We start from the raw sequence: 24,323 nt of genomic DNA on the forward strand, positions 1-24,323 counted from the left end.
ATGTCCCCCGGATCAGGCAGTCTGCAACACGCCCCGGAAGATCGGATCCTCCATCGCGCGGCCGGTGCCGATCGCGACGCAGGTCAGCGGATCTTCCGCGATGGTGACCGGCAGGCCGGTCTCGTCGCGCAGTTCATCGTCCAGCCCCTTGAGCAGCGCGCCGCCGCCGGTCAGGACGATGCCCTGATCGACAATGTCGGCCGCCAGTTCGGGCGCGGTGTTTTCGAGCGCGATGCGCACGCCTTCGACGATCGTGCTGATCGGCTCGGCCAGTGCGTCGGCGATCTGGCCCTGGTTGATGCTGATTTCCTTGGGCACGCCGTTGACGAGGTCGCGACCCTTGATGTGGATCGTCTCGCCGACGCCGTCCTCGGGGGGCTGGGCGACGCCGAACTGCTTCTTGATGCGTTCGGCCGTGGCTTCGCCGATCAGCAGATTATGGTGGCGACGCACGAAGCTCACGATCGCCTCGTCCATCTTGTCGCCGCCGACGCGGACCGAGGTGGTGTAGGCCAGGCCGCGCAGCGACAGCACCGCGACTTCGGTGGTGCCACCGCCAATGTCGACGACCATCGAGCCGATCGGCTCGGTCACCGGCATGTCGGCGCCGATTGCGGCGGCCATCGGTTCCTCGATCAGGAACACCTGGCTGGCACCGGCATTGCTGGCGGCGTCGCGGATGGCGCGGCGCTCGACGCTGGTCGAACCCGACGGCACGCAGATCACGATCTCGGGCGCGCGCCAGGGGCTGTGCTTGCCGCCGTGCACCTTGTTGATGAAGTGCTTGATCATCTGCTCGGCCACGTCGATGTCGGCGATGACGCCGTCGCGCAGCGGGCGGATCGCCTCGATCGAATCCGGGGTCTTGCCCATCATCAGCTTGGCATCGTCGCCGACCGCCTTGACGCGCTTGACGCCGTTCAGCGTCTCGACCGCGACCACGGAAGGTTCATTGAGGACGATGCCGCGGCCACGGACATAGACCACGGTGTTGGCGGTGCCCAGGTCGATGGCCATGTCCTGGGAGGAAAATTTGAAGAGGCGCGAGAAGATCGACATGCTTCATCCTGTTTCGCCCGGTTGCGCCGGGACGGCAGTGTTCGTGTCCGCGCTCCGTCCCGCCCAAATCTATGCTGGAATATTTTTGGGGTCGCGGCTCGCGGAAAGCGCTCGCTTGGGCTAGTCACTAATCAATGTCAATACGCCGTCTGCCCGAACATCTGGTCAATCGCATTGCCGCAGGCGAAGTGGTCGAAAGACCCGCCAGCGCGCTCAAGGAAATCGTCGAAAACGCGCTGGATGCCGGCGCGACGCGCATCGCCGTGCGCCTGTCGAGCGGCGGGCTCGACCGGATCGAGGTCAGCGATGACGGCTGCGGCATGGATTCGCAGGACATGGCCCTGGCGCTGGAGCGCCATGCCACATCCAAGATGCCCGACGACGCGATCGAGAATGTCGCGACGCTGGGGTTCCGGGGCGAGGCGCTGCCCTCGATCGCCTCGGTCGCGCGCCTGTCGATCGACAGCCGGCCGCGCGGCGCCGATGGCTGGAACCGCACCGTCGACAATGGCGTGCTGGTGGCCGAAGGGCCGGCGGCACTGCCGCCGGGCACCCGCGTAACCGTCGACCAGCTCTTCGCCAGGGTGCCCGCGCGGCGCAAATTCCTGCGCTCGGCCAAGTCGGAATATGCCGCCTGCCTCGACGTCATGCGTCGCCTGGCCATGGCCCATCCGTCGGTCGCCTTCTCGGTCGAGCATGATGGCCGCCGCGTGCTGGGCGTGCAGGCGGGCGAGGCGCGGGAAGAGCGGGTCGCCGCGCTCACCGACCGGCAATTGGCCGACAATCATGTGATCGTCAGTCTGGAGCGGGACGGGGTGCAGCTTTCCGGCGTTGCCTCGCTGCCGACCTACAATCGCGGCGTGGGCGATCATCAATATCTGTTCGTCAATGGCCGCCCGGTACGCGACCGGCTGCTGATCGGCGCGCTGCGCGGCGCCTATGCCGACATGCTGGCGCGCGATCGCCATCCGGTGGTTGCCCTGTTTCTCGATGTTCCGCCGCTGGAGGTGGACGTCAATGTCCACCCCGCCAAGACCGAGGTGCGTTTCCGCGATCCGGCGCTGATTCGCGGCATGATCGTCTCGGGCCTGCGTCGCGCGCTCGATGCGGAGGGCTTTCGCGCCGTGCAGCATGCCGATCCCGCCGCGCTCAACGCCTGGCGGCCCGAGCCGCTGTCGCCCACACCGATCGGCGCCATGCCGATCTTCGAGGCAGCGGCCACGCCCTATGCGTCGCCCAGCTACAGCCAGTTCGCGCCATCCTCGCCCGCCAGCTATCAGGGGGTAGGGGATCGGCGGCCGAATTTCCTGACCCCGCCGCCCCAAGCGCGCGCGGAACCCGCTGCGGCGCCCGCACCCGAAGGGCACAGCTTCCCGCTGGGCGTCGCGCGCGGCCAGGTTGCCCGCACCTATATCGTCGCCGAGGCCGAGGATGGTCTGGTCATCGTCGACCAGCATGCGGCGCATGAGCGGCTGACCCTGGAACGGATGCGCCGCGCGATGGAGGGGCAGGGCGTGGCGTCGCAGGCGCTGCTGCTGCCCGAGGTGGTCGAACTGGACGAGCCGGCCTGTGACCGGCTGGAGGCGCGGGTCGCCGAACTCAAGGAATTCGGCCTGGAGCTGGAGCGCTTCGGCCCCTCGGCCATGCTGGTGCGGGCAACCCCGGCGATGCTGGGACAGGGCGATGTGCAGGGGCTGGTCTCCGATCTGGCCGACGATCTTGCCGCCTATGACAGCGCGCTGTCGCTCAAGGAGCGGCTCGATCTGGTCGCCGCGACCATGGCCTGCCACGGCTCGGTCCGCGCAGGCCGTATCCTCAGCGTCGCGGAAATGAACGCCCTGCTGCGCGAAATGGAAGTGACCCCGCGCTCGGGCCAATGCAACCATGGCCGGCCCACCTGGGTGAAGCTCGGCCATGGCGATATCGAGAAATTGTTCGGGCGAAAGTGAGGGCCTGGCGTCAGTGCCAGGCTGTCCCCAGTAACGCCAGCCATCCACGCGCATCCGCCTGGCTTGCAGGCCTGGGCGCGCCATAGCCGCGGCATTCCAGGCAGTCGGCGCGCACGCCCGCACCGCTCACCAGTCCGCGCACATCGGCGACGGCCTGCAGCGCCCAGCGCTGCTGCAGCTTCGCCTCGCGGCCGATCATGTCGCGCGGCGCGCCGGCATCATCCTTCTCGCGGTCGGCGATCGACTGGATGAACTCGGCGAATTTGTCCGGCTGCTTCTCGATCCAGTAGGGCTTGGCCTTGGCCGGATCGATCTTGGCACGGCGCGCCGCCTCGGCGATCGCGTCGTTGAGGTCGCCGAACCGGTCAATGAGGCCGATCTGGCGGGCGGTGCCGCCATCCCAGACGCGGCCCTGGGCGATGGTGTCGATCTGTGCCGGCGTCTTGTGCCGGGCCTGCGCAACCAGGCCGACGAACCGGCGATAGATATCCTCGACCCCCATCTGCATGATCTGGTCGAATTGCGGGGTGGTGCCGCCGGCGATGTCGGGCTGGCCTGACAAAGGCGTGGTGCGCACGCCGTCGGTGGTGATGCCCATCTTGGCCAGCGTGCCCTCGAAGCTCGGAATGATGCCGAACACGCCGATCGATCCGGTGATGGTGTCGGGCTCGGCAAAGACGATATCGGCCGGGGTCGAGACCCAATAGCCGCCGCTTGCCGCGACATTGCCCATCGACACGACGATCGGCAGGCCGCCGGACTTGGCCTCCATGATGGCGCGGCGTATCTTCTCCGACGCCTGCACCGATCCGCCCGGAGAATCGACGCGTACGACCAGGGCCTTCAAGTCCTTCTCGTCCAGCGCCTTCAGCAGCAAGTCGGAAATCGTGTCGCCTGCCGCCGTGCCGGGGCCGGCCTCGCCATCGACAATATCGCCGGCCACGGTCAGCACGCCGATCTGCCCGTCATTGGCGGGCTTCCTGGCCTTCACATAGGCGGCATAGTCGATCGCGGCATAATCGGTCTCGTCCTTGTCGGACGGATCGCCTGCAACCTTGGCGACGCGCTCTTCAAAGGCGTCCTGATCGCCCAGATGGTCGACCAGCCCGGCGGTCAGCGCAGCCTTGGCCATGTCGCCGCCGGCAGCGCTGGCGGCGGCGGCGGGATCGGCGGCGTAGGCCGCAATCTTTGCCTTGGGCCGCGCCTTGGTCACGTCATCCTGCCAGTTCTGCCACAGCGCGCCGGCCAGTTCCTGATTGGCCTGCTTGGCGGCGGGCGACTGGTCGGCGCGGATATAGGGTTCGACGAAGCTCTTGTAGGTGCCGACGCGATAGACATGGGTGTTGACGCCCAGCTTGTCGATCAGCCCCTTGTAGTAGAGGCCCGATCCGCCGCGTCCGGCGATGGCGACGCCGCCCATCGGATCGATCCAGGCTTCGCTGGCATGGGCGGCGAGCTGGTAACTGTCGTCGCTGTAGAGGGTGGCGAAGGCAAAGACCGGCTTCTTGGCGGCGCGCACCGCGTCCAGCGCCTTGCCGACGCGGGCGATCGCGACCTGGCCGCCGCCGGTGAAATCGTCGAGGTCGAGCACAACCGCCTTCACCTTGTCGTCGGTGCGGGCGGCGTCGAGCGCGGTCAATATGTCGGACAGGCGATATTCCTTCGCCTGGTCGCCCGAGCCCGACAGGATGGCGGTGGCGCTGACCTCGGCCGGCTGTTCGACGATGCTGCCGTCCAGGTCCAGCAGCAGCGCGCCGCTGCCGATCGGCTTGGCCGGCTTGGGTGAGAAGGACAGGGCGGCATAGAGCAGCCCGAAGAAGAGCAGGAGGAACAGGAGCACCAGTCCGTCCTTGATCGCGACCAGGATGCGCCACGCGCCCTTCACAAATGCCAAATCGCCGTTCCTTTTCCGTTGGTCGTCCCGAGCTATCGCATCGCCGGTTTGACTGCAATGTGGGCTTGTCCTGACCCGCGACAAGCTTGCGCGCATAATTTTGCCCGCTATGGCAGGCGCATCTTTCGCCCCTATCGTGCAGGAGACACGCCCGATGCCCACGCTCGTCCTCATCCGCCATGGTCAGTCGACCTGGAACCTGGAAAACCGCTTCACCGGCTGGTGGGATGTCGACGTAACCGAAAAGGGCGTGGAAGAGGCACGCGCCGCCGGTCGCCTGCTCAAGGAAAAGGGGCTGGATTTCGACCAATGCTATACCTCGGTCCAGAGCCGCGCGATCAAGACGTTGAACCTGGTGCTGGAGGAAATGGGGCGGCTGTGGCTGCCGGTCGAGAAGGACTGGCGCCTGAATGAACGCCATTATGGCGGCCTGACCGGCCTCAACAAGGCCGAGACCGCGGCCAAGCATGGCGATGCGCAGGTGAAGATCTGGCGCCGCAGCTTCGACGTTCCGCCGCCGGTACTGGAAGCCGGCAGCGAGTTCGACCTGTCGAAGGACCGCCGCTATGACGGCATCGCCATCCCGTCGACCGAAAGCCTGAAGGACACGATCGCCCGCGTGCTGCCCTATTGGGAATCGGTCATTGCGCCCGACCTGAAGGCCGGGAAGCGCGTCGTCATCTCCGCCCATGGCAATTCGCTGCGCGCGCTGGTCAAGCATCTGTCGAACATCCCCGATGACGAGATCACCGAACTGGAAATCCCGACCGGCCAGCCGATCGTCTATGAACTGGCCGACGATCTGACCGCGACCGATCGCTATTATCTGTCGGAACGGTAAGGGCGCCGTTCGTCCTGAGCGAAGTCGAAGGACTGGCTGAGCTTGGCGAAGCCACTTCACTTCGTTCAGTGCCGGGCTTCGACTTCACCTTTGGTGAAGTTTATCCTGAGCGCCTGCTGCAAGCAGGCAGTCGAAGGACTCAGCCCGAACGGAATTTTAATGTCCATAACAATTGCCCCCTGGCGGCCCGGCCGCTAAGGGGCTTTGCTTTCCGGGCAGGCCGGTGGGCCGCCCCATCAGGGGAAGCAAATTATGAGCGGGGCAGTGGAAGTCGGCATCATCATGGGCTCGCGCTCCGACTGGGAGACGATGCGTCATGCCGCCGAGACGCTGGAAGCGCTGGGCGTTGCCCATGAGTGCAAGGTCGTGTCCGCCCATCGCACCCCGCAGCGCCTCTATGATTATGCCACCAGCGCCGCTGGCCGCGGCCTCAAGGTCATCATCGCCGGTGCTGGCGGGGCCGCCCATCTGCCCGGCATGGCCGCATCGATGACCCGCCTGCCGGTGCTGGGCGTGCCGGTGGAGTCCAAGGCATTGAAGGGCATGGATTCGCTGCTCTCCATCGTTCAGATGCCCGGCGGCATTCCGGTCGGCACGCTGGCCATCGGCAAGCCCGGCGCGATCAATGCCGGCCTGCTCGCCGCATCGATCCTGGCGACGCATGACGATGCGCTGGCGCAGCGGCTGGACGCTTGGCGCGCGCGCCAGACCGACGCCGTCGCCGAAACCGTCGAGGACTGATCCCGATCATGACGACCATTGCCCCCGGCGCCACCATCGGCATCCTTGGCGGCGGCCAGCTCGGCCGGATGATCGCCATGGCCGCGGCCCAGCTTGGCTATCGCACCCATATCTACGCGCCCGAGGAAAGCGGCCCGGCCGCCGATGTCTCGCCGAGCTGGACCCAGGGCGCCTATGAGGATGCCGCCGCGCTCGCCGCCTTTGCCGAGGGCGTGGACGTCGTCACCTATGAGTTCGAGAATATCGATCCGTCGGCGGTCGAGGTGCTGGCGAGCCATGGGCTGGTCCGTCCCGGCGCCGGCGCGTTGCGCATCGCGCAGGATCGCCTGGCCGAAAAGCGCTTCGTCGCCGATCTGGGCGGCCTGACCGCGCCGTTCGCGCCGGTCGACAGCCTGGACGATCTGGAAACCGCGATCGAGACGATCGGCAGCCGCGCCATCCTCAAGACCAACCGCATGGGCTATGACGGCAAGGGTCAGGCCCGGATCAGCGAGCCCGGCGATGCCGTCGGCGCGTGGAATGCGATCGGCCGGCAGCCCGCCATCCTCGAAGGCTTCGTGACCTTCGATCAGGAATATTCGGTGATCCTGGTGCGCGGCGCCGACGGCGCGGTGCGCTTCTGGGATTCGGCCGCCAACGTCCATGTCGACGGCATCCTCGCCACGTCGACCGTGCCGGCCGGATCGCTGATCGAGGGGCAGTTGCCCGCCGCCCGCGCGCTCGCCAAGCAGGTCGCCGACGCGCTCGACTATGTCGGCGTGCTGACGCTGGAATTCTTCGCCAGTGCCGACGGCCCGGTGTTCAACGAAATGGCGCCGCGCGTCCATAATAGCGGTCACTGGACGACCGAGGGCGCGCTCACCAGCCAGTTCGAGAACCATGTCCGCGCGATCTGCGGGCTGCCGCTCGGCGATACGGGGCTGGCCGCCCAGCGGGTCGAGATGCGCAACCTGATCGGTGACGATGCGGCGGAATGGCTGGCGATCCTGTCCGATCCGGAAAATCATCTCCACCTCTATGGCAAGCATGAGGCGCGTCCGGGCCGCAAGATGGGGCATGTGACGCGGCTCAGCCTGTGAGGGCCACTTGCTTTCTTTTCGCCGTCATCCCCGCGAAGGCGGGGATCCATCTCCTGAGCCATGTTCATTCGCAAGCTTGCGAGGTGGATTCCCGCCTTCGCGGGAATGACGGGAGTGTTGACGGATGAGTCGACCCGACATCGTCCTGATCCTGGCCCGCGCCGACAATGGGGTGATCGGCCGGGATGGCGACCTGCCCTGGCGGCTGCCGGCCGACCTCAGGCATTTCAAGGGGCTGACCGCCGGCCATCCGATGCTGATGGGGCGCAAGACGTTCGACAGCCTGCCGGGCCTGCTGCCCGGCCGTCGCCATATAGTGCTGACCCGCGACCGGGACTGGGCGGGCGAGGGGGCGGAGGTCGCCCATGATGTCGACGCCGCGATCGCGCTGGCCGACGCGCCGGTGCTGATGGTGATCGGCGGCGCGGAAATCTATCGCCTGTTCCTCGACCGGGCCGACCGGATCGAACTGACCGAGGTGCATGTTGACGCCGAAGGCGACACCCATATCGCCTATCCCGATCCGGCGGACTGGCGCGAGACAGCCCGCGCGGATCATCCCGCGCTGGACGGGCGCCCGGCCTACAGCTTCGTGACGTTCGTACGGGTCTGAAAGCGGGGCGTGATCCATTGCCACGCCCTGTGTGTCACCCTATAGCCCCGGCCATGGAGCGGCTTACCAGCAATGCCCCGATCCCTGCGCATCTGCGCGGCGGCGTCATGGCGCTTGGCAATTTCGACGGCTTTCATGCCGGCCATCAGGCGGTGGTCGGCCGCGCGATCGCGCGTGCGCGGGCGGAGGGACGGCCGGCGATCGTCGCCACTTTCGATCCGCATCCCATGCGCCTGTTCCAGCCCGATACGCCGCCCTTTCGCCTGACCACGCTGGACCAGCGCCAGGCGCTGTTCGCCGCCGCCGGGGCCGACGCGATGCTGGTGTTCGACTTCACCCGTGAACTCGCCGCGCTCGACCCGGCCGGCTATGTCCGCCTGCTGATGGAGCAACTGGGCGTCGCCGCCGTCGTTACCGGCGAGGATTTCACCTTCGGCAAGGGTCGCAGCGGCACGATCGCCAGCTTCGCCGAACTGGGCCTGGCGGCCGAAGCGGTCGCGCCGATCACGGACGCGGAAGGGGTGATCAGCTCCAGCCGCATCCGCGCCGCATTGCAGGCCGGTGATTGCGCCACCGCCACCCGCCTGCTGACGCGCCCCTTCACGATCCAGGGCATGGTCCAGCATGGCGACAAGCTGGGGCGCACCATCGGCTTCCCGACCGCCAATGTCGATCTTGGCCCTTATCTGCGCCCGGCGTTCGGCATCTATGCCGTGCGCGGGCTGCTGGCCGATGGCCGGGTGCTGGACGGCGCCGCCAATCTGGGCATCCGCCCGACCTTCGATCCGCCCAAGCTGCTGCTGGAACCGCATTTCTTCGATTTCGCCGAAAGCCTCTACGACCAGAGCATCGAAGTGCAGTTGATCCACTATCTCCGGCCGGAGGCGAAATATGACGGCCTCGACCCGCTGATCGCGCAGATCGCACGCGACTGCGACGACGCACGGCAAATCCTTGCGGGAACGCCTTAGCTCGCGTAGGGCGACGCTTCCACTTTTCCCGTTCGTGTCGAGCGAAGTCGAGACACGCGGCCGAGCGGAGCCGAGGCCCGGTTAGAGCCCTCGCTTCCCTCGGGCCGGCCCTTCGACTTCGCGCAGGGCGAACGGATTCATAAACTTGCACGGACATTCGATGACCGACCAGCCCGATTACAAAAGCACCGTCTTCCTTCCCGTCACCGACTTCCCGATGAAGGCCGGCCTCGCGCAGAAGGAACCGGCGATTGCCGCGCGCTGGGCGGCGATGGACCTTTACGGCAAGCTGCGCGAGAAGCGCGCCGGCCGCGAACGCTTCATCCTGCATGATGGCCCGCCCTACGCCAATGGCGACATCCATATGGGCCATGCGATGAACAAGGTGCTGAAGGACATCATCGTCCGCAGCCAGTCCTTGCTGGGCAAGGATGCGCCCTATGTCCCCGGCTGGGATTGCCACGGCCTTCCGATCGAATGGAAGATCGAGGAGGAATATCGCAAAAAGAAGATGAACAAGGACGAGGTGCCCGCGTCCGAGTTCCGCGCCCAGTGCCGCGCCTATGCCGACAAATGGGTCGATGTGCAGAAGGAGCAGTTCAAGCGCCTGGGCGTGATGGGCGACTGGGCCGATCCCTATCTGACCATGAAGTTCGATGCGGAAGCCACGATCGTGGGCGAACTGCTGAAGTTCGCGGAAAGCGGCCAGCTCTATCGCGGCGCCAAGCCCGTCATGTGGTCGCCGGTCGAAAAGACCGCGCTGGCCGAGGCGGAAGTGGAATATGAGGACATCACCTCGACCCAGATTGACGTGGCGTTCGAGATCGTCGAAGCGCCGAACGCGCCGGAACTGGTCGGTGCCAATGCGGTGATCTGGACCACCACGCCCTGGACGATCCCGGTGAACCAGGCTTTGGCTTATGGGCCTGAGGTTGAATATGGCGTTTATTCGCTGCGCTGGTGGCCGGACGGTAATACGCGTTTTATCATAGCGACGTCGCTGTTCGAGGCATTTCAGCGGCGTGCTGAATGGCTTCAGGCGGACTTTGATTTTCAGCCAGAGGCTATCATCAAGGGCTCGCAACTCGCCGGCGCGATCGCGCGTCACCCGATGCACGCGCTCGGCGGCTTCTTCGCCAAGCCGCGTCCGTTCCTCGCGGGCGATTTCGTCACCACCGATGCGGGCACCGGCCTTGTCCACATGGCGCCCGACCATGGCGAGGACGACTTTGCGCTGTGCAAGGCGAACGGCCTGAACCCCGTCTTCGCGGTCGAGGGTGACGGCAAATATCGCGCCGACTGGCTGTGGCTGGGCGGGCAGGGCTCGGTCATTAACCCGAAATTCGTCGGCAAGGATGGCCCGATCTGTACCGACCTGCGCGAAGCGGGCGGGCTGCTCGCCGCGTCGGACGACTTCAAGCACAGCTATCCGCATAGCTGGCGCTCCAAGGCGAAGATCATCTTCCGCTGCACGCCGCAATGGTTCATCCCGATGGACAAGCCGCAGGAAGGCGTGGTGGCCGATGTCGATGGCGGCGTGATGCCGACCCCGATCGTCACCGGCAACGGCCCGACCCTGCGCGAGATCGCGCTCGATGCGATCGAGCATACGCGCTGGGTGCCCGAGCGTTCGACCAACCGCATCCGTTCGATGGTGGAAGGGCGCCCCGACTGGGTGATCAGCCGCCAGCGCGCCTGGGGCGTGCCGATCGCGCTCTATGTTCATCGCAAGACTGGCGACTATCTTGTTGATCCGGCAGTCAATGCCCGCATCATCGAAGCGTTCAAGGGTGCCGGTGCGGATGCCTGGTTCGGCGCCGATCATCAGGCGCTGCTCGGCTCCGATTATGACCTCAATGACTATGAGGTCGTGAACGACATTCTCGACGTCTGGTTCGACAGCGGCTCGACCCACAGTTTCGTGGTCGAGGGCCGCTATGGCGAGGGCACCCGCGCCGATCTCTATATCGAAGGGTCGGACCAGCATCGCGGCTGGTTCCAGTCCTCGCTGCTGGAAAGCTGCGGCACCCGTGGCCAGGCGCCCTACAAGGCGGTGCTGACCCATGGCTTCGCGCTCGACGGTTCGGGCAAGAAGATGTCCAAGAGTCTTGGCAATGTCGTCGATCCGCTCAAGATCATGGCCGAAAGCGGCGCCGATATCCTGCGCGTCTGGGTCGCCAGCACCGACTATTTCGATGACGTCCGCATCGGCAAGGAAGTGCTGGCCGGTTCGTCCGACGCCTATCGCAAGCTGCGCAACACCTTCCGCTACATGCTCGGCGCCCTGTCCGACTATGATGAGAGCGAGGCGGTGTCCTACGCCGAGATGCCGGAGCTGGAGCGCTACATGCTCCACCGCCTGGCCCAGCTCGACGCGGAGCTGCGCGCGGTGGTCGACAAGGCGGCGAAGAGCGAGAACTGGCTGGAATTTTCCCGCTACACCCGCGCCATCTTCGACTTCGCGAACAGCGACCTGTCGGCCTTCTTCTTCGATATCCGCAAGGACTGCCTCTATTGCGATGCGAAGTCGGACCCCAAGCGTCGCGCCTATCGCACCTTGCTCGATACTTTGTTCCACGCGCTGGTCCGCTATGTCGCGCCGATCATCCCCTTCACTGCTGAGGAAGTATGGCAGAGCCGCTTCCCAAGTGACGAGGATAGCGTCCATTTCCTGGAATGGCCGGAGGTCGACCATCGCTGGATCGACAGCCATCTGAACGACAAATGGGCGGAGCTGCGCGACCAGCGCGAGCAGGTCAACGAGGCGATCGAACCCTTCCGCCGCGAGAAGGTGATCCGCTCCAGCCTGGAGGCCGATGTCACCATGGGCGAAATGCTGCCCAGCGACGGTGTGAACTTCGCCGAAATCGCCATCGTCGCCCGGATCGAGATGGGCGTGGGCGACGGCATCATCGTCAAGCCCAGCGAGTGGCACAAGTGCGGCCGCTGCTGGCGCCTGCTGCCCGAGGTCGAGGAAGATGGCACGCTGTGCCACCGCTGTGACGAGGTGTTGAAGGCATGAGTGCCATCAACCATCGCCCGCTGGGGCTGACGGTCGCGATCGTCACCCTCGCGCTCGACCAGCTGGTCAAATACACCGTCACCTATCCGCTCGCGTTGCAGAGCCGGGCGGATGCGGGGATCGAGATATTGCCCTTCTTCCGCCTGCGCTGGCTGGAAAATCGCGGTGTCTCGATGGGCTTCTTCCATGCCGACAATGACACGATGCGCTGGATGCTGGTTGGCATGACCATGTTGATCGCCGGCTTCGTGGGCGTGTGGATGTGGCGCGAAAAGGCGCGGTCGGACGTCGCGGCGCTCGGCCTGGTGCTGGGCGGCGCGATCGGCAATATCGTCGACCGGATGCGGCTGGGCTATGTCGTCGACTATGCCGACCTGCATTTCGGCGAATGGCGACCCTTCTTGATTTTCAACCTGGCCGACGCGGCCATCACGTTCGGCGTGCTGATCCTGCTTGCGCGGGCGCTGCTGCTGCGCGAGAAGGGCGCAAAGACGGAGACCCTGAAGTAATGCGTAAACTGATCCTCGCCGCCGGCCTTGTTGCAACCCTGTCGGCGTGCGGCGGCGGTGGTAACGGCCTGCTCAATCGTGGCCGTCCCGACGAGTTCGCTGTGACGCGCCAGGCGCCGCTGGTCGTGCCGCCCGATTTCGCGCTGGTTCCGCCCGCGCCGGGCACCCCGGCTGCTGCCACGGTCGATTCGAGCCGCGCCGCACAGGAAGCGCTGTTCGGCGGTCCGGCCCCGCGCAGCGCATCGGAAAGCGCGGCGCTGAATTCGGCTGGCCGTGGCACCGCCGCCGCTGGCATCCGCTCGCAGGCGGGGGATCCGGGCACCGAAGTGGTCGACAAGGGCGCCACCACCCGCGACATCATCGCTGCGCCCGAAGGCGACGGCCAGGACGCCCGCGCCGCCACCGGCACGCAGACGACCCCGCCGCAGCAATAATCTATGGGACAGGGGGCGTCTGATCGTCCCCTTCCGCAAAGGCCTTGAGCCGGGCGAGCCTGCCATCCCATTGCGCGCCGACCCGGCCGAGCCAGTCCTGCGCGGCCGCAACCGCCTCCCGGCGTAGCGCGAAATGCACTTCCCGCCCTTGCTTGCGCCTGCGCACCAGTCCGGCGCCGTGCAGTACCTCCAGATGTTTGGCCACCGCCTGACGGCTGATCGGCAGGCCTTCGCCTAGTTGCACGATCGACCGGCCATTGCCGTCGCCCAGCCGCGCGATGAGCCCCAGGCGCGTGGGATCGCCCAGCGCCGCGAAAATCTCAGCCGGTGACATGGTCGCGGATATTCTTCACCTGTTCCGCCCAGCCGCCGTCATTGTCGCGCATGACATTGGTCCGGCGCGGTTCGGGCACCGCATCGAACCCGCTTTCGGTGACGGTCAGGCGGGTGCCGCCGTCGATCGGCTCCAGCACGAACTCCACCAGCGTCCATTCGGGGACCGACACGCCGCTGTCCATCAGTGCCTTGTCGCCGCCGGTCGCGGGCCACTCATAGGCAAAACGGGTCATCGGCTCGATCGCCACGACCCGCGCCTGCCAGCGATACGCCTCATAGCCCGGATAGGTCATGTGTCCGGTCGAGGGCTGGCCGATGGCGAAGGGCTGGTCGAGCGCGACGCGGAACCAGGTGCCGAATTGCGCATGGTCGGTCAGGGCGTCCCATACCCGCTCCACTGGTGCGGCGATGTCGATCGTCTTGATGATGCTGTCGGTCATGATAGGCAACCTCCTGATTGCCTATATGCGCCTCATGGCAGGGATATGCAACTATATGGTTGCTTTACAATGGCCCTCCGGCGTAGCGGATCGCGGCCCGTCCGGTTGCCCGCACCGGCAGATACAGACCCTGACCGTGGGCACTAATCTGGCCGATTTCCGTGTTGTCCAAATTGGTGCGGATACGGAAATGCGCGGTTTTGCGGTCGCCGATGGCGCGCCGGATCTTGCCCTTCAATTCATCCAGATCATGGGTGAAATTCTGGCTGAGCGCGCCAGCGATGGCGGCGGAAAAGCTGGGGCTTCCCGCCAGCGCGATCAGGATGTCGCCGCCAATCCCGTCGCTGCTGCCGGTCACCTGCAGATCCTCGAAATGGACCAATGCAGAATTGGGCTGGTTGACGGGACGCGCGGTCAGCCAGACGGTGCCATGGGTATCGCCGAGCTTGCTGTCCGCCGGCCGCGCCGCGAGCGTGACGCCCACCGCAATGCGGTTGCCCGTCGTGCCATAGGCGACCAGCTTGTCGAACCGCGCGATGATCGAGCCCAGCTTGGGCAGTTCGAACGGACGCGCGGCGCGCTTGTGCAGGGCGCGCAGGATGACCGGCTCCAGCTGCGCATAATCGGCCCGCACCGGCAGGAAGAAATGCAGCGCGTCGTCGATCGGCGCACGCGCGGGCGGTGGCAGTCCGGTCGGCTGCGGATCGACCGGCCGGTCACCGACCACGGTTTCGGTCAGCGCCTCGATCCCCAGCCGGAAGCGCAGTTGGGAGCCGCTGTTGCCATAGCCGTCGAACAGGAAGCGTTGCGGCGTGATGCGCATCCATACCGGCGGATTATGGTCGTTGAGCGAAAGGCTGGTAAAGGCTGCGCGCCATAGGCGCTCGATCTTGCTGCGCAGGTCGAGCTTGGCCAGTTCGCGCGGCAATTGCCGTTCGAGGTCGCGGATGACCGGTGCGATCTTGCGATCCACCTTGTCGGCAAAGGTGATGCGTTGGCCCAGAAAGTCGATGCCGGGCGTCTGGGTCCAGTCATAGCTGAGCTTCAGCGTGCCATGGGGGCGCCACTGGTCATCGATGCCGAGCTGAATCCGGCCATGGGCCATGGCATCGCCGGTGGCGGTCTCGCCTTTCAGCAGCCCGGCAATGTCGCGCGCGCTGACCTGCGCATGGATCGGGATATCAGCGATCAGGTCGCGCCCATTGCCGCGCAGGCGGATCGGCCCGCGTGTGACTTCGCCGATGATGTGGCAGTCGATCGGCGGCGTCACCCTGATCTGCTTGCCGAACAATTTGACCCGCTTGGGCTGGACGCAGCGCGTGCCTGGCCGGTCGATGCGCCAGAGTTGGCGCGGCATGGCCCGCTCGATCGCCTGGGCAATCCGGGCGCGATCGATCTCCACCGGGACACTGATGATCGAAGATGCGCTGGTCGCCGGCACCGGATCATTGGCGCGCGGCGGCGGCTCCACCGCCTGTTTCTCCGAACAGGCGGCGAGCAGCGGCAGGAGCAGCAGCCAGCGATGATGTCGACCCGGCAATGCTCTGCCCAACCGCCTTCTCCCGGACATGGTCCAGCGAAAGGCAGGCTAGGGCAGTTGGGTGAGGAGGTCCAGCGCGGACCTTCAGGCCCGCGCTTCCTCCACGCCGGCGCTGTTGTGGCGCAGCGCCGTCAGCACCGTGTCGACGATCGCATCGGCATCCAGCCGCGCGTCGGCATATTGCTGTTCGGGCTTGTCCTGATCCTGGAAGATGTCAGGCAGGCGCATGGTGCGGATCTTGAGGCCATTGTCGGTCAGGCCAAGATCGCTCGCCAGCGTCAGGACATGGGCGCCAAGGCCGCCGATCGACCCTTCCTCGATCGTCACCGCCACCTCATGGGTGGTCAGCATCCGGCGGATCAGCGCCTCGTCCAGCGGCTTGGCGAAGCGCAGGTCGACGACGGAGGCGGACAGACCCTTTGCCTCCAGCGTGTCGGCCGCCTTGAGTGCTTCCTCCAGTCGGGTGCCGAGCGACAGGATCGCGACCTGGCGCCCTTCGCGCACGACGCGGCCCTTGCCGATCTCCAGCGCTTCGGGAACCTCGGGCATGGCGACGCCGGTGCCGTTGCCGCGCGGATAGCGGACCGCGATCGGCCCGCTGTCATGCACGGCGCAGGTATGGACCATGTGCGTCAGCTCCGCCTCGTCGGCGGCGGCCATCACCACGAAATTCGGCAGGCTGGCGAGATAGGTGACGTCGAAGCTGCCGGCATGGGTGGAGCCGTCGGCGCCGACCAGACCGGCGCGGTCGATGGCGAAGCGCACGGGCAGATTCTGGATCGCGACATCATGCACCACCTGATCATAGGCGCGCTGCAGGAAGGTCGAATAGATGGCGCAGAAAGGTCGCATCCCCTGCGCCGCGAGGCCGGCGGCGAAGGTGACGGCATGCTGTTCGGCGATCCCGACGTCGAAGGTCCGGTCGGGGAAGGCCAGCTCGAACTTGTCGAGCCCCGTGCCCGACGGCATGGCGGCGGTGATCGCGCAGACGCGCGGATCGCGCTCGGCCTCGGCGATCAGCGCCTGGGCAAAGACATTGGTATAGCTGGGCGGACCCGGAGGCGCCTTCGCCTGGGTGCCGGTGATGACGTCGAACTTCTGCACGCCATGATATTTGTCGGCGGCCGCTTCGGCCGGGCCATAGCCCTTGCCCTTCTGGGTCACGACATGGATCAGGCACGGACCTTCGGCCGCATCGCGGACATTTTCCAGCACCGGGATCAGATGTTCGAGATTATGGCCGTCGATCGGGCCGACATAATAGAAGCCCAGTTCCTCGAACAGGGTGCCGCCGGTCGCCATGCCGCGCGCGAACTCGTCGGTCTTCTTGGCCGCCTTGTGCAGCGGGCGGGGCAGCTTGCGCGCCAGCTTCTTGGCCATGTCGCGCAGGCCCAGAAACTCGCGGCTCGACACCAGTCGGGCGAGATAGGCGGACAGGCCACCGACGGGAGGGGCTATCGACATGTCATTGTCGTTGAGGATAACGACCAGACGATTGCCGGCCTCGCGTGCGTTGTTCATCGCCTCATAGGCCATGCCAGCCGACATGGCGCCATCGCCGATCACGGCGATGCCCTTGCCCGGCTTGTCCTGCATCTTGTTGGCGACGGCAAAGCCGAGCGCCGCGCTGATCGAGGTCGAGCTGTGCGCTGCGCCGAACGGGTCATATTCGGATTCGGCGCGCTTGGTGAAGCCGCTGAGGCCGCCGCCCTGGCGCAGGGTGCGGATGCGATCGCGCCGGCCGGTCAATATCTTGTGCGGATAGCATTGATGGCCCACGTCCCAGACCAGCTTGTCGTTGGGCGTGTCGAACACATAATGGATGGCGGTGGTCAGTTCCACGACACCCAGGCCCGACCCCAGATGGCCACCGGTCACGCCGACGGCGGCGATGGTTTCGGCGCGCAGTTCATCGGCCAGCTGGCGGAGCTGGTCGGGCTGCAGCTTGCGCAGGTCGGCGGGGATCTTGACGGTGTCGAGCAACGGCGTGGACGGATTGGACATGGGGAACTGCCTACTCGCTTTCCTGCGCCAAGTCGAACCCTGACGTCATGCAGGGGGGCGCCAAATCTTCAATCAGGGAAACGGCGCGGGTGAAACGACTGTCCCAATCCCCGCCGACCGAAGCCCAGTTAACGCCGCGGTCGATCAGCACGTTCCGGCTGATATCGGCAAATCGCGCCCGCACCGGATCGTCGCCATAGATGCGCGTGCCATCGTCGATCCAGGCGACATCGGGTTCCAGCAGCAGATAGAGGTCGGCCTTCGGGTGGGCTGGGAGCGCGTCGGGCACATGGCCGATCATCATCTCGGCCCAGGCCGCCGTCATCAGCGCGTCGGTGTCGGCGAACAGGCGACGGTTCGCCAGCCGCCGGCCGGCGGCGATCGTCGCGGACTGGGCCGCGCCGATCAGCAGCAGGTCGGCCTCGTCCATATCGACACTGTGAACTTCGGCCTGGGCACGGCCATATTCGGGCACCCAGATCGTGTCGAAATGCCGGGCGAGGCGTTCGGCCAGCACCGACTTGCCGGTGCTTTCGACGCCATGCAGCACGATCGTCCGGGTGAAATGCGCGCGGACCGGCGGCGCGATCCAGCGCCAATGGCTCCAGGGATCGGCACGCACGGCACTGGCGGACAGGCCGCCCAGTCCGTCCTGGTCCGCGTCCAAGATGCGGGCACCCAGCGGCACGAAGCGCCCGCCCACTTCCTGCGCCAGCCGTAGCCCATAGGCTTCGCCGGCAAACAGCAAGTCAATCGGCTCGGGATGAGCCTGTGCCACGATGGCGCGCCAGATCGGCCAGAAGTCGGCGGAGTCTTCAGGCGCCTGCGGCACGACGGCGTCATGGCCGATCACCCGGCACCCCGGCGCCAGTTCGCGCATCCATTGCAGCCGCAGTGGACCAGGGATCGGATCGCCCGGCAACCAGCAGACCAGGATGGTGAGTTCGTCCACCATCGCCCGCGCACTGTCGATCAGCATCTGATGGCCGGCATGGGGCGGCATGAACTTGCCGAGCAGGAAGCCGCGGGTCATGTCGGCGCCCGGTCCATCGTGCGGCGCCAGGCGATCAGGCCCCATAGCGCGATGAAGAAGAAGATGGCGTAGAGGATCGACGTCGCGATCAGGCCGCGGCTCCAGAACAGGCCGGTGGCAAGGGCATCGACCGCCACCCACAGAACCCAGCTTTCGACCTTGCGCTGCGACTGCAATATCTGCGCGGCGACGCTCATGCCGGCGATCATGGCGTCGGCGAAGGGCGCGGCGGCGTCGGTGAGGCGCGCCATGCCCAGGCCCCAGGCCAGGCTGGCGAGCGCAGTGCCCGCGATCCAGGCGAGGCGGGCCGGAACGCTAAGGCGCGCCACCGCTATGCCGCCGTCGGCGACCTTCTCGCTATGCACCCAGTTCCACCAGCCATAGGCGTTGATCACCAGGAAGAAGATTTGCAGCAGCGCGTCGCTGTAGAGCTTCGCCTCGAAAAAGACGAAGAAATAGAGCGCGACCATGGCGATGCCGAACGGATAGTTCCACAGCGAACGGCGCGCCACCAGCGCGACATTGACCAGGCCGAGCGCCGCTGCGACCCATTCGATGATCGTCATGAACCGCCCGTCAGTGGCAGGCGCTGCAGGTGCCGCGCACCTCGATCACTGGACGCACCGGCGCGAAGCCGGCCTTTTCCGCCACCGACCGCAGCGATCCGGTGATGGGATCATTGTCGATATGCGTCACCTGGCCGCAATTGTCGCAGACCAGGAAAATGCAGTCATGATGGCAACCGGGATGCGCGTTGGCGATATAGGCGTTCGCGCTTTCCACCCGCATCGCGATATTGTTCGCCACGAACAGGTCGAGGATGCGGTAGACGCTGTTGGGCGCAACCCGCTTGCCGCGCGCCTTGGACACAGTGTCGGCAATATCATAGGCCGATGCCGGCTTTTCCTCGGCCGCCAGCGCGTCGAAGATGGCGGCGCGCATCGGCGTCCACTGCTCATCCTTCGCCTCCAGCGTGGCCTGCGCCGCGTCGGCCAGCTTCTTGCCGGTGGGTTCCTGATGATGATGGTGCGAATGATCTGCCATGGCGATTATCTAGGCGTGTCCAACTGCGGCGGCAAGTGGCTGGCTCAGCCGCGCTGCCAATAGGCAAGGGCCGCCCAGAGCCAGCCGCCGATCATCATCGCGCCGCCGATCGGCGTCACCGCGCCCAGCCAGCGCGGGCAGCCCAGCGCCATGGCATAGAGGCTGACGGCAAAGATCGCCGCGCCGATCAGCAGCAACAGGGCGCCGCCGCGCGTGATGCCCATGATCGTCAGGACGGCGACGGCATGGATGAGCTGATAGAGGCCGCCGGTGCGCAGCCACTCCGCCGCCTGCGGGCTGGCGGCGCCATGGGCGCCAAAAGCGCCGGCAGCGATGGCAAGCGCTGCCGACAGGGCGGCCAGAATGGCGATCATGCTTCTTCTCCATCTCCGCGCGCGCGCAGGCGCATGCCCCGGCCGGGGCGGTACATCAGGTCCTTGGCCGCCAGCAAATTTCCATGCTCGATCTGCAGGGCGAGCCGCTGGCCGTCATTCTCGCGATATTGGCGTTCGACTTCCTCGACCTCTTCGGGCGGCACGCCCAGCGTCTGCATCGCCTGGACGCCCATGCAGATGGCCGATTCGAATACTTCCCGCACCACGCCGGCCAGTTCGATATCCTGCATCGCCAGGATCTGGCGACGATCGAACACGCGCGCCATCAGCGCGGCCTGGGGGAAGGCTTCGGCAATGGGCTGCAGCACACGGCCATCCAGCGAAGGATCGTCGATGCAGAAGGCGATCAGCCGGGCTTCGTCGGCACCGGCGCGGCGGAGCAGGTCGATCCGCGTGCCATCGCCATAATAGACCTTCATGTCGAAGCGGCTCGACACCTCGATCTGGGCGGGCTTCTTGTCGATCAGCACGACGCCGAAGCCATGGCCCATCAGCATCTGGGCCACGGTCTGGCCGAACCGGCCATAGCCCACGATGATGGCGCTGCCGCGCGGCGCATCCTCTGGCCCCGGCAGGTCGTCGCGATCCTTGGGCTGGGCGAATTCGAACCGGCGGGCGAACAGCATCAGGAAGGGCGTCGTCGCCATCGAGAAGGTGACGATCGCGCTGAACAGGCTCGCCGCCTGCGGTGCGATCAGATAGGCATTCTGCGCCTGGGCGAAGAGGACGAAGCCGAATTCACCGCCCTGGGACAGGAGCAGGCCGGCGCTCAATGCCTGTTGCCAGGCCATGCCGAACAGCCGGGCGAGCAGGGCGATGATCGCGGTCTTGGCGGCCACCAGCATCGCCGCCATGCCGATGACGAACAGGGGATTGGCGGCGACGGCGCGCAGGTCCAGCACCATGCCGACGGCCAGGAAGAAGAGGCCGAGCAGGATGGAGCGGAACGGCTCGACGTCGGATTCGATTTCGTGGCGATAGGGCGAGTCGGCCAGCATCACGCCCGCGACGAAGGCGCCAAGCGCGGTCGAGAGATGCAGGCTGTGCATCACAGATGCGGCGGCCAGCACGGTGAACAGGCCGACTGCAACGAACAGTTCGCGCTCGCCCTGCCGACCGACCAGATTGAGCAACGGTCGCAGGATGAAGCGGCCGGCCAGCACCAGCCCGGCGATCGCGGCGACGGTATAGCCGGCCAGCACCCATCCGGGCGGGCCGCCCGCGTCGGCCGGATTGCGGGACAGGGCGGCAACGATGGTAATCAGCGGAACGATTGAGAGATCCTGGAACAGCAGGATCGAGAAGACCTTCTCGCCAAAGGGCGAGTTGATGCGGCCACTGGATTTGAGGCTGGGCAGCACCTGTGCGGTCGAGGAGAGGGCGAGCGGCAAGCCGAGTGCGATCGCTGCGCCCCAGGTGAAGCCGGTCGAATAGAAGATGATGGTGGTGAGGGCGAGGCCGCACAGAACGACCTGTGCCAGGCCGAGCGCAAAGATGTCGCGCTTCAGTCGCCACAGGCGCGCGGGATGGAGTTCGAGGCCGACGAGAAAGAGCAGCAGGACGATGCCGATTTCGGCAATAGCCAGCTTCGATTCCGCGCCACCGACCAGACCAAGCCCCTGCGGGCCGACGAGGGCGCCGGCGACCAGATAGCCCAGCACCGCACCCAGGCCGAAGCGGCGGAACAGCAGGACGAAGGCCACGGCGACGCCGAGCAGGATCACGCCTTCGGACAGGAGGACGTCGGTGGCCGACATGGCGGTTTCGGCGACCGGCATCAGGCGTCCGCCATCCGTGCGGCTTCGGCGATCGCTTCGAAACCCAGCCGGATCGAGGGATGGCGCGCAGGATAGCCGCGGGCCGGCGCCAGCACGGCAAGGCCGGGCCAGAAATCCAGATCCTCGCTCTTGCCCGACAGATAGGCGGCCAGCTTGTCGCGCGCCTCTGCCAGTTCGTCAGCAGTGAGGCCGATCGCCTGCGCCGCCATCAGCGCGGCGGAGGCCTGGCCCAGCGCGCAGGCCTTCACGTCCAGGCCCATTTCGGCGAGCCTGCCGTCGGCCATGCGGACATCGGCGGTGATGCGCGAGCCGCAGGTCGGTGACCGCTTCTCCACGCTGGCCTGCGGATCGGCCAGCCGCTGGTGGTGCGGGATGCTCGCGGCGAGGCGAAGAATGTCGTTATTGTAGAGGGATGCGCTCATTGTCCCTCCATGTAGGACAGTTATGCCTGCGGGAGAAGGCGGCAAAATGGCCTAGGGTCAATCGACATTCAGCCCTGACGGCCTGCAAATGGCGGCCTTCCGCACTTCCGGTGCTCACGTACTTTAAGTACGCTGCGCTCCGGATTACGGAAAACCACCATTTTCGTCACATCATCATCTGAATGTCGATCGCCCCTAGCGACCGCGATAGCGCAGCGCGTCCACCAATATGCTGAAGGCCGCTGCGGGCTGGCGGCGGCTGGGATAATAGAGATGATAGCCGGCAAAGGGCGGGCACCAGTCCTCCAGCACCGGGATCAGCCGGCCTTCGTCGATATCCGCGCGCACCTGATCCTCCATCACGAAGGCGAGGCCGAAGCCGGCGAGGGCGGCGCGGCGGATCATCTCGATGCTGTTGAACGCCAGTTGCCCCTCCACCCGCACCCGGATTTCATGGCCGTCCTTTTCCAGTTCCCAGGCGTAAAGGCCGCCGGCGCTGCGCAGGCGCAGATTGATGCAGTCATGCGCGGCCAGATCCTGCGGCGTGCGCGGCACCGGGCGGCTGGCGAAATAGGCGGGCGCGCCGACCACGATCATGCGCAGGTCCGGGCCGATGCGCACGGCGACCATATCCTTGGCGATCGCCTCGCCCAGCCGCACGCCAGCATCGAAGCGTTCCTTGACGATGTCGACAAAGCCGGAATCGATGCTCAGTTCGACATGGATGTCGGGATAGCGCGGCAACAGCCGTTGCAATGCTGGCCAGACGACCGTGTTGCTGGCATGTTCGGCGGCGGTGATACGGATGGTGCCGGCCGGCCGTTCGCGCAGGTCGCCGAGCGAGGCGAGTTCGGTCGCGATGCTGTCGAGCGCCGGGCGTAGCGTGGCGGACAGGCGATCGCCTGCCTCGGTCAGGGACACGCTGCGGGTGGTGCGGGTCAGCAGGCGGACGCCCAGGCGCGTTTCCAGCCGCCTGATGGTATGGCTGAGCGCGGACTGCGACGTGCCGAGCAGCGCGGCCGCTCGGGTGAAATTGCCGGTGTCGGCGACCATCAGGAAGGCGTTGAGGTCGACCAGCTCTTCGCGCCGCATTCATGAACTCCGGATATAAAGTCTTGCCGCTTTTATGATCTAATCCGCCGCTTGGCGACAGCCTATCTTCCGTTCGGACATCAAATCGGAGTGACCGCTATGGAAAAGCGACTTTTGGGCAAGAGCGGGCTGGAGGTTTCGGCCATTGGCCTTGGCTGCATGGGCCTCAACTTCGGCTATGGCACCGCCGTCAGCCAGGATGAAGGGATCAAATTGATCCGTGCGGCTGTCGACTTCGGCGTCACCTTCTTCGACACGGCGGAGGTCTACGGCCCCTATACCAACGAGGAAATGGTCGGCGCCGCGCTGGCGCCGGTGCGCGACCAGGTGGTGATCGCCACCAAGTTCGGCTTCGACATCGGCGCCGGTCTTGGCGCGCTCAACAGCCGGCCGGACAATATCCGCGCGGTGGCGGACGCCTCGCTCAAGCGGCTGGGTGTAGAGGTGATCGATCTTTTCTACCAGCATCGCGTCGATCCGGCCGTGCCGATCGAGGATGTGGCAGGTGCCGTCAAGGATCTGATCGCCGAGGGCAAGGTCAGGCATTTCGGCCTGTCCGAGCCGTCGGCCGCGACGGTCCGCCGCGCCCATGCGGTGCAGCCGGTCGCCGCACTCCAGAATGAATATTCGCTCTGGACCCGTGGCCCGGAAACCAACGGCATCCTTGAAACCTGCGAGGAACTGGGCATCGGCTTCGTGCCCTACAGCCCGCTCGGCAAGGGGTTCCTGACCGGCGCGATCGGCAAGGATACGGCGCTGGCCGAAGGCGATTTCCGCAACAGCCTGCCGCGCTTTGCCGCCGAGGCGCGGGAGAAGAACCTGGCGCTGGTCGATCTGCTCAAGGGCATCGCGGCCGAGAAGGATGCGACCCCGGCGCAGATCGCGATCGCCTGGCTGCTGGCGCAAAAGCCCTGGATCGTGCCCATCCCCGGCACCACCAAGCTCCATCGGCTGGAGGAGAATCTGGGCGCGGCCCAGGTCGAACTGAGTGATGCCGACCTCACCCGGATCCGCGCGGCGACCGACGCCATCCCGGTCGAGGGCGAGCGCTACCCGCCGCATCTGCTCGAAATCGTCGGGCGTTGACGAACTGTGGGCCGGGGTGTTTCCCCGGCCCATTGCGCGTT

23 protein-coding genes are annotated in these 24,323 nt (G+C 66.2%); 10 read left to right on the top strand and 13 right to left on the bottom strand.

Annotated elements, in window-relative coordinates; genetic code table 11:
* Positions 1 to 12: 12 nt before the first annotated feature.
* Complete coding sequence (locus ACUCV3_RS08530) at positions 13 to 1,059, bottom strand: rod shape-determining protein (protein ID WP_004212359.1); 1,047 nt, start codon at positions 1,057 to 1,059, stop codon at positions 13 to 15.
* A 134-nt stretch (positions 1,060 to 1,193) separates the two neighbouring features.
* Between ACUCV3_RS08530 and mutL the strand changes: the two genes are divergently transcribed.
* The gene (gene mutL / locus ACUCV3_RS08535) at positions 1,194 to 3,008 is read left to right on the top strand and encodes a DNA mismatch repair endonuclease MutL (protein WP_279728485.1); all 1,815 of its coding nucleotides are present in this window, start codon (positions 1,194 to 1,196) and stop codon (positions 3,006 to 3,008) included.
* A 10-nt stretch (positions 3,009 to 3,018) separates the two neighbouring features.
* On the opposite strand, the gene sppA is transcribed toward mutL, so the two are convergent.
* Positions 3,019 to 4,902 (bottom strand): signal peptide peptidase SppA, encoded by a 1,884-nt coding sequence (sppA, locus tag ACUCV3_RS08540; RefSeq protein ID WP_279728486.1) that lies wholly within the window; start codon positions 4,900 to 4,902, stop codon positions 3,019 to 3,021.
* A gap of 154 nt (positions 4,903 to 5,056) precedes the next feature.
* On the opposite strand from sppA, the gene gpmA reads away from it, so the two are divergent.
* The 8 genes from gpmA (at position 5,057) to ACUCV3_RS08580 (ending at position 13,112) form a co-directional block, all read left to right on the top strand.
* Positions 5,057 to 5,743: a 2,3-diphosphoglycerate-dependent phosphoglycerate mutase gene (gene gpmA / locus ACUCV3_RS08545; protein WP_017499252.1), complete on the top strand. Its 687-nt coding sequence runs from the start codon at positions 5,057 to 5,059 to the stop codon at positions 5,741 to 5,743.
* Between the two features lie 252 nt (positions 5,744 to 5,995).
* Positions 5,996 to 6,484 (top strand): 5-(carboxyamino)imidazole ribonucleotide mutase, encoded by a 489-nt coding sequence (purE, locus tag ACUCV3_RS08550; RefSeq protein WP_010339039.1) that lies wholly within the window; start codon positions 5,996 to 5,998, stop codon positions 6,482 to 6,484.
* 8 nt (positions 6,485 to 6,492) lie between these two features.
* Positions 6,493 to 7,563, top strand: coding sequence for a 5-(carboxyamino)imidazole ribonucleotide synthase (locus ACUCV3_RS08555; RefSeq protein ID WP_482240553.1), 1,071 nt, complete (start codon positions 6,493 to 6,495; stop codon positions 7,561 to 7,563).
* A 124-nt stretch (positions 7,564 to 7,687) separates the two neighbouring features.
* Complete coding sequence (locus ACUCV3_RS08560) at positions 7,688 to 8,176, top strand: dihydrofolate reductase (RefSeq protein ID WP_279728489.1); 489 nt, start codon at positions 7,688 to 7,690, stop codon at positions 8,174 to 8,176.
* Between the two features lie 53 nt (positions 8,177 to 8,229).
* The gene (locus ACUCV3_RS08565) at positions 8,230 to 9,147 is read left to right on the top strand and encodes a bifunctional riboflavin kinase/FAD synthetase (protein ID WP_279728490.1); all 918 of its coding nucleotides are present in this window, start codon (positions 8,230 to 8,232) and stop codon (positions 9,145 to 9,147) included.
* 160 nt (positions 9,148 to 9,307) lie between these two features.
* Positions 9,308 to 12,169, top strand: coding sequence for an isoleucine--tRNA ligase (gene ileS, locus ACUCV3_RS08570; protein WP_279728491.1), 2,862 nt, complete (start codon positions 9,308 to 9,310; stop codon positions 12,167 to 12,169).
* Positions 12,166 to 12,678 (top strand): signal peptidase II, encoded by a 513-nt coding sequence (gene lspA / locus ACUCV3_RS08575; protein ID WP_004212370.1) that lies wholly within the window; start codon positions 12,166 to 12,168, stop codon positions 12,676 to 12,678. The genes ileS and lspA overlap by 4 nt, the downstream gene beginning before the upstream one ends.
* Positions 12,678 to 13,112 (top strand): DUF3035 domain-containing protein, encoded by a 435-nt coding sequence (locus ACUCV3_RS08580; protein WP_004212371.1) that lies wholly within the window; start codon positions 12,678 to 12,680, stop codon positions 13,110 to 13,112. Before lspA ends, ACUCV3_RS08580 begins: the two co-directional genes overlap by 1 nt.
* Before the next feature lies 1 nt (position 13,113).
* Here the strand turns inward: ACUCV3_RS08580 and ACUCV3_RS08585 are convergent, their stop codons facing one another.
* The 11 genes from ACUCV3_RS08585 to ACUCV3_RS08635 form a co-directional block, all read right to left on the bottom strand.
* A complete protein-coding gene (locus tag ACUCV3_RS08585) occupies positions 13,114 to 13,446 on the bottom strand; it encodes an ArsR/SmtB family transcription factor (RefSeq protein WP_279728493.1) in 333 nt (110 codons plus the stop codon).
* On the bottom strand, positions 13,433 to 13,888 hold the full coding sequence (locus ACUCV3_RS08590) for an SRPBCC family protein (protein WP_279728494.1): 456 nt from the start codon (positions 13,886 to 13,888) through the stop codon (positions 13,433 to 13,435). The genes ACUCV3_RS08585 and ACUCV3_RS08590 overlap by 14 nt, the downstream gene beginning before the upstream one ends.
* Positions 13,889 to 13,952: 64 nt before the next feature.
* On the bottom strand, positions 13,953 to 15,440 hold the full coding sequence (locus ACUCV3_RS08595) for a DUF4403 family protein (protein WP_279728495.1): 1,488 nt from the start codon (positions 15,438 to 15,440) through the stop codon (positions 13,953 to 13,955).
* A 72-nt stretch (positions 15,441 to 15,512) separates the two neighbouring features.
* Positions 15,513 to 17,432 (bottom strand): 1-deoxy-D-xylulose-5-phosphate synthase, encoded by a 1,920-nt coding sequence (gene dxs / locus ACUCV3_RS08600; RefSeq protein WP_279728496.1) that lies wholly within the window; start codon positions 17,430 to 17,432, stop codon positions 15,513 to 15,515.
* Between the two features lie 10 nt (positions 17,433 to 17,442).
* Entirely contained in the window at positions 17,443 to 18,465 is a 1,023-nt protein-coding gene (locus ACUCV3_RS08605; RefSeq protein WP_482240554.1) for an AAA family ATPase, read from the bottom strand.
* Complete coding sequence (pnuC, locus tag ACUCV3_RS08610; protein ID WP_482240555.1) at positions 18,462 to 19,031, bottom strand: nicotinamide riboside transporter PnuC; 570 nt, start codon at positions 19,029 to 19,031, stop codon at positions 18,462 to 18,464. The genes ACUCV3_RS08605 and pnuC overlap by 4 nt, the downstream gene beginning before the upstream one ends.
* 10 nt (positions 19,032 to 19,041) lie before the next feature.
* Positions 19,042 to 19,509 carry a Fur family transcriptional regulator gene (locus ACUCV3_RS08615; RefSeq protein WP_004212378.1) on the bottom strand — a complete coding sequence of 156 codons (468 nt, stop codon included), beginning with the start codon at positions 19,507 to 19,509 and terminating at the stop codon, positions 19,042 to 19,044.
* Between the two features lie 44 nt (positions 19,510 to 19,553).
* Positions 19,554 to 19,883 (bottom strand): DUF423 domain-containing protein, encoded by a 330-nt coding sequence (locus tag ACUCV3_RS08620; RefSeq protein WP_004212379.1) that lies wholly within the window; start codon positions 19,881 to 19,883, stop codon positions 19,554 to 19,556.
* Entirely contained in the window at positions 19,880 to 21,682 is a 1,803-nt protein-coding gene (locus ACUCV3_RS08625; protein WP_482240556.1) for a cation:proton antiporter domain-containing protein, read from the bottom strand. The genes ACUCV3_RS08620 and ACUCV3_RS08625 overlap by 4 nt, the downstream gene beginning before the upstream one ends.
* Positions 21,682 to 22,104 carry an iron-sulfur cluster assembly scaffold protein gene (locus tag ACUCV3_RS08630; RefSeq protein WP_278986872.1) on the bottom strand — a complete coding sequence of 141 codons (423 nt, stop codon included), beginning with the start codon at positions 22,102 to 22,104 and terminating at the stop codon, positions 21,682 to 21,684. Before ACUCV3_RS08630 ends, ACUCV3_RS08625 begins: the two co-directional genes overlap by 1 nt.
* A gap of 195 nt (positions 22,105 to 22,299) precedes the next feature.
* Complete coding sequence (locus ACUCV3_RS08635; protein WP_279728500.1) at positions 22,300 to 23,196, bottom strand: LysR family transcriptional regulator; 897 nt, start codon at positions 23,194 to 23,196, stop codon at positions 22,300 to 22,302.
* 99 nt (positions 23,197 to 23,295) lie between these two features.
* Here ACUCV3_RS08635 and ACUCV3_RS08640 point away from each other — a divergent pair, with 99 nt between their 5' ends.
* Positions 23,296 to 24,282, top strand: coding sequence for an aldo/keto reductase (locus tag ACUCV3_RS08640; protein ID WP_482240557.1), 987 nt, complete (start codon positions 23,296 to 23,298; stop codon positions 24,280 to 24,282).
* The last annotated feature ends 41 nt before the right edge of the window (positions 24,283 to 24,323 follow it).

The organism is Sphingobium sp. VMM (assembly GCF_056790315.1).

What these genes read in the sequence shown, in the direction of transcription:
- ACUCV3_RS08530 (WP_004212359.1), bottom strand. Translation starts at nt 1,059, where the DNA reads ATGTCGATCTTCTCGCGCCTCTTCAAATTTTCCTCCCAGGACATGGCC.
- mutL (WP_279728485.1), top strand. Translation starts at nt 1,194, where the DNA reads ATGTCAATACGCCGTCTGCCCGAACATCTGGTCAATCGCATTGCCGCA.
- gpmA (WP_017499252.1), top strand. Translation starts at nt 5,057, where the DNA reads ATGCCCACGCTCGTCCTCATCCGCCATGGTCAGTCGACCTGGAACCTG.
- purE (WP_010339039.1), top strand. Translation starts at nt 5,996, where the DNA reads ATGAGCGGGGCAGTGGAAGTCGGCATCATCATGGGCTCGCGCTCCGAC.
- ACUCV3_RS08555 (WP_482240553.1), top strand. Translation starts at nt 6,493, where the DNA reads ATGACGACCATTGCCCCCGGCGCCACCATCGGCATCCTTGGCGGCGGC.
- ACUCV3_RS08560 (WP_279728489.1), top strand. Translation starts at nt 7,688, where the DNA reads ATGAGTCGACCCGACATCGTCCTGATCCTGGCCCGCGCCGACAATGGG.
- ACUCV3_RS08565 (WP_279728490.1), top strand. Translation starts at nt 8,230, where the DNA reads ATGGAGCGGCTTACCAGCAATGCCCCGATCCCTGCGCATCTGCGCGGC.
- ileS (WP_279728491.1), top strand. Translation starts at nt 9,308, where the DNA reads ATGACCGACCAGCCCGATTACAAAAGCACCGTCTTCCTTCCCGTCACC.
- lspA (WP_004212370.1), top strand. Translation starts at nt 12,166, where the DNA reads ATGAGTGCCATCAACCATCGCCCGCTGGGGCTGACGGTCGCGATCGTC.
- ACUCV3_RS08580 (WP_004212371.1), top strand. Translation starts at nt 12,678, where the DNA reads ATGCGTAAACTGATCCTCGCCGCCGGCCTTGTTGCAACCCTGTCGGCG.
- ACUCV3_RS08585 (WP_279728493.1), bottom strand. Translation starts at nt 13,446, where the DNA reads ATGTCACCGGCTGAGATTTTCGCGGCGCTGGGCGATCCCACGCGCCTG.
- ACUCV3_RS08590 (WP_279728494.1), bottom strand. Translation starts at nt 13,888, where the DNA reads ATGACCGACAGCATCATCAAGACGATCGACATCGCCGCACCAGTGGAG.
- dxs (WP_279728496.1), bottom strand. Translation starts at nt 17,432, where the DNA reads ATGTCCAATCCGTCCACGCCGTTGCTCGACACCGTCAAGATCCCCGCC.
- ACUCV3_RS08605 (WP_482240554.1), bottom strand. Translation starts at nt 18,465, where the DNA reads ATGACCCGCGGCTTCCTGCTCGGCAAGTTCATGCCGCCCCATGCCGGC.
- pnuC (WP_482240555.1), bottom strand. Translation starts at nt 19,031, where the DNA reads ATGACGATCATCGAATGGGTCGCAGCGGCGCTCGGCCTGGTCAATGTC.
- ACUCV3_RS08615 (WP_004212378.1), bottom strand. Translation starts at nt 19,509, where the DNA reads ATGGCAGATCATTCGCACCATCATCATCAGGAACCCACCGGCAAGAAG.
- ACUCV3_RS08620 (WP_004212379.1), bottom strand. Translation starts at nt 19,883, where the DNA reads ATGATCGCCATTCTGGCCGCCCTGTCGGCAGCGCTTGCCATCGCTGCC.
- ACUCV3_RS08625 (WP_482240556.1), bottom strand. Translation starts at nt 21,682, where the DNA reads ATGCCGGTCGCCGAAACCGCCATGTCGGCCACCGACGTCCTCCTGTCC.
- ACUCV3_RS08630 (WP_278986872.1), bottom strand. Translation starts at nt 22,104, where the DNA reads ATGAGCGCATCCCTCTACAATAACGACATTCTTCGCCTCGCCGCGAGC.
- ACUCV3_RS08635 (WP_279728500.1), bottom strand. Translation starts at nt 23,196, where the DNA reads ATGCGGCGCGAAGAGCTGGTCGACCTCAACGCCTTCCTGATGGTCGCC.
- ACUCV3_RS08640 (WP_482240557.1), top strand. Translation starts at nt 23,296, where the DNA reads ATGGAAAAGCGACTTTTGGGCAAGAGCGGGCTGGAGGTTTCGGCCATT.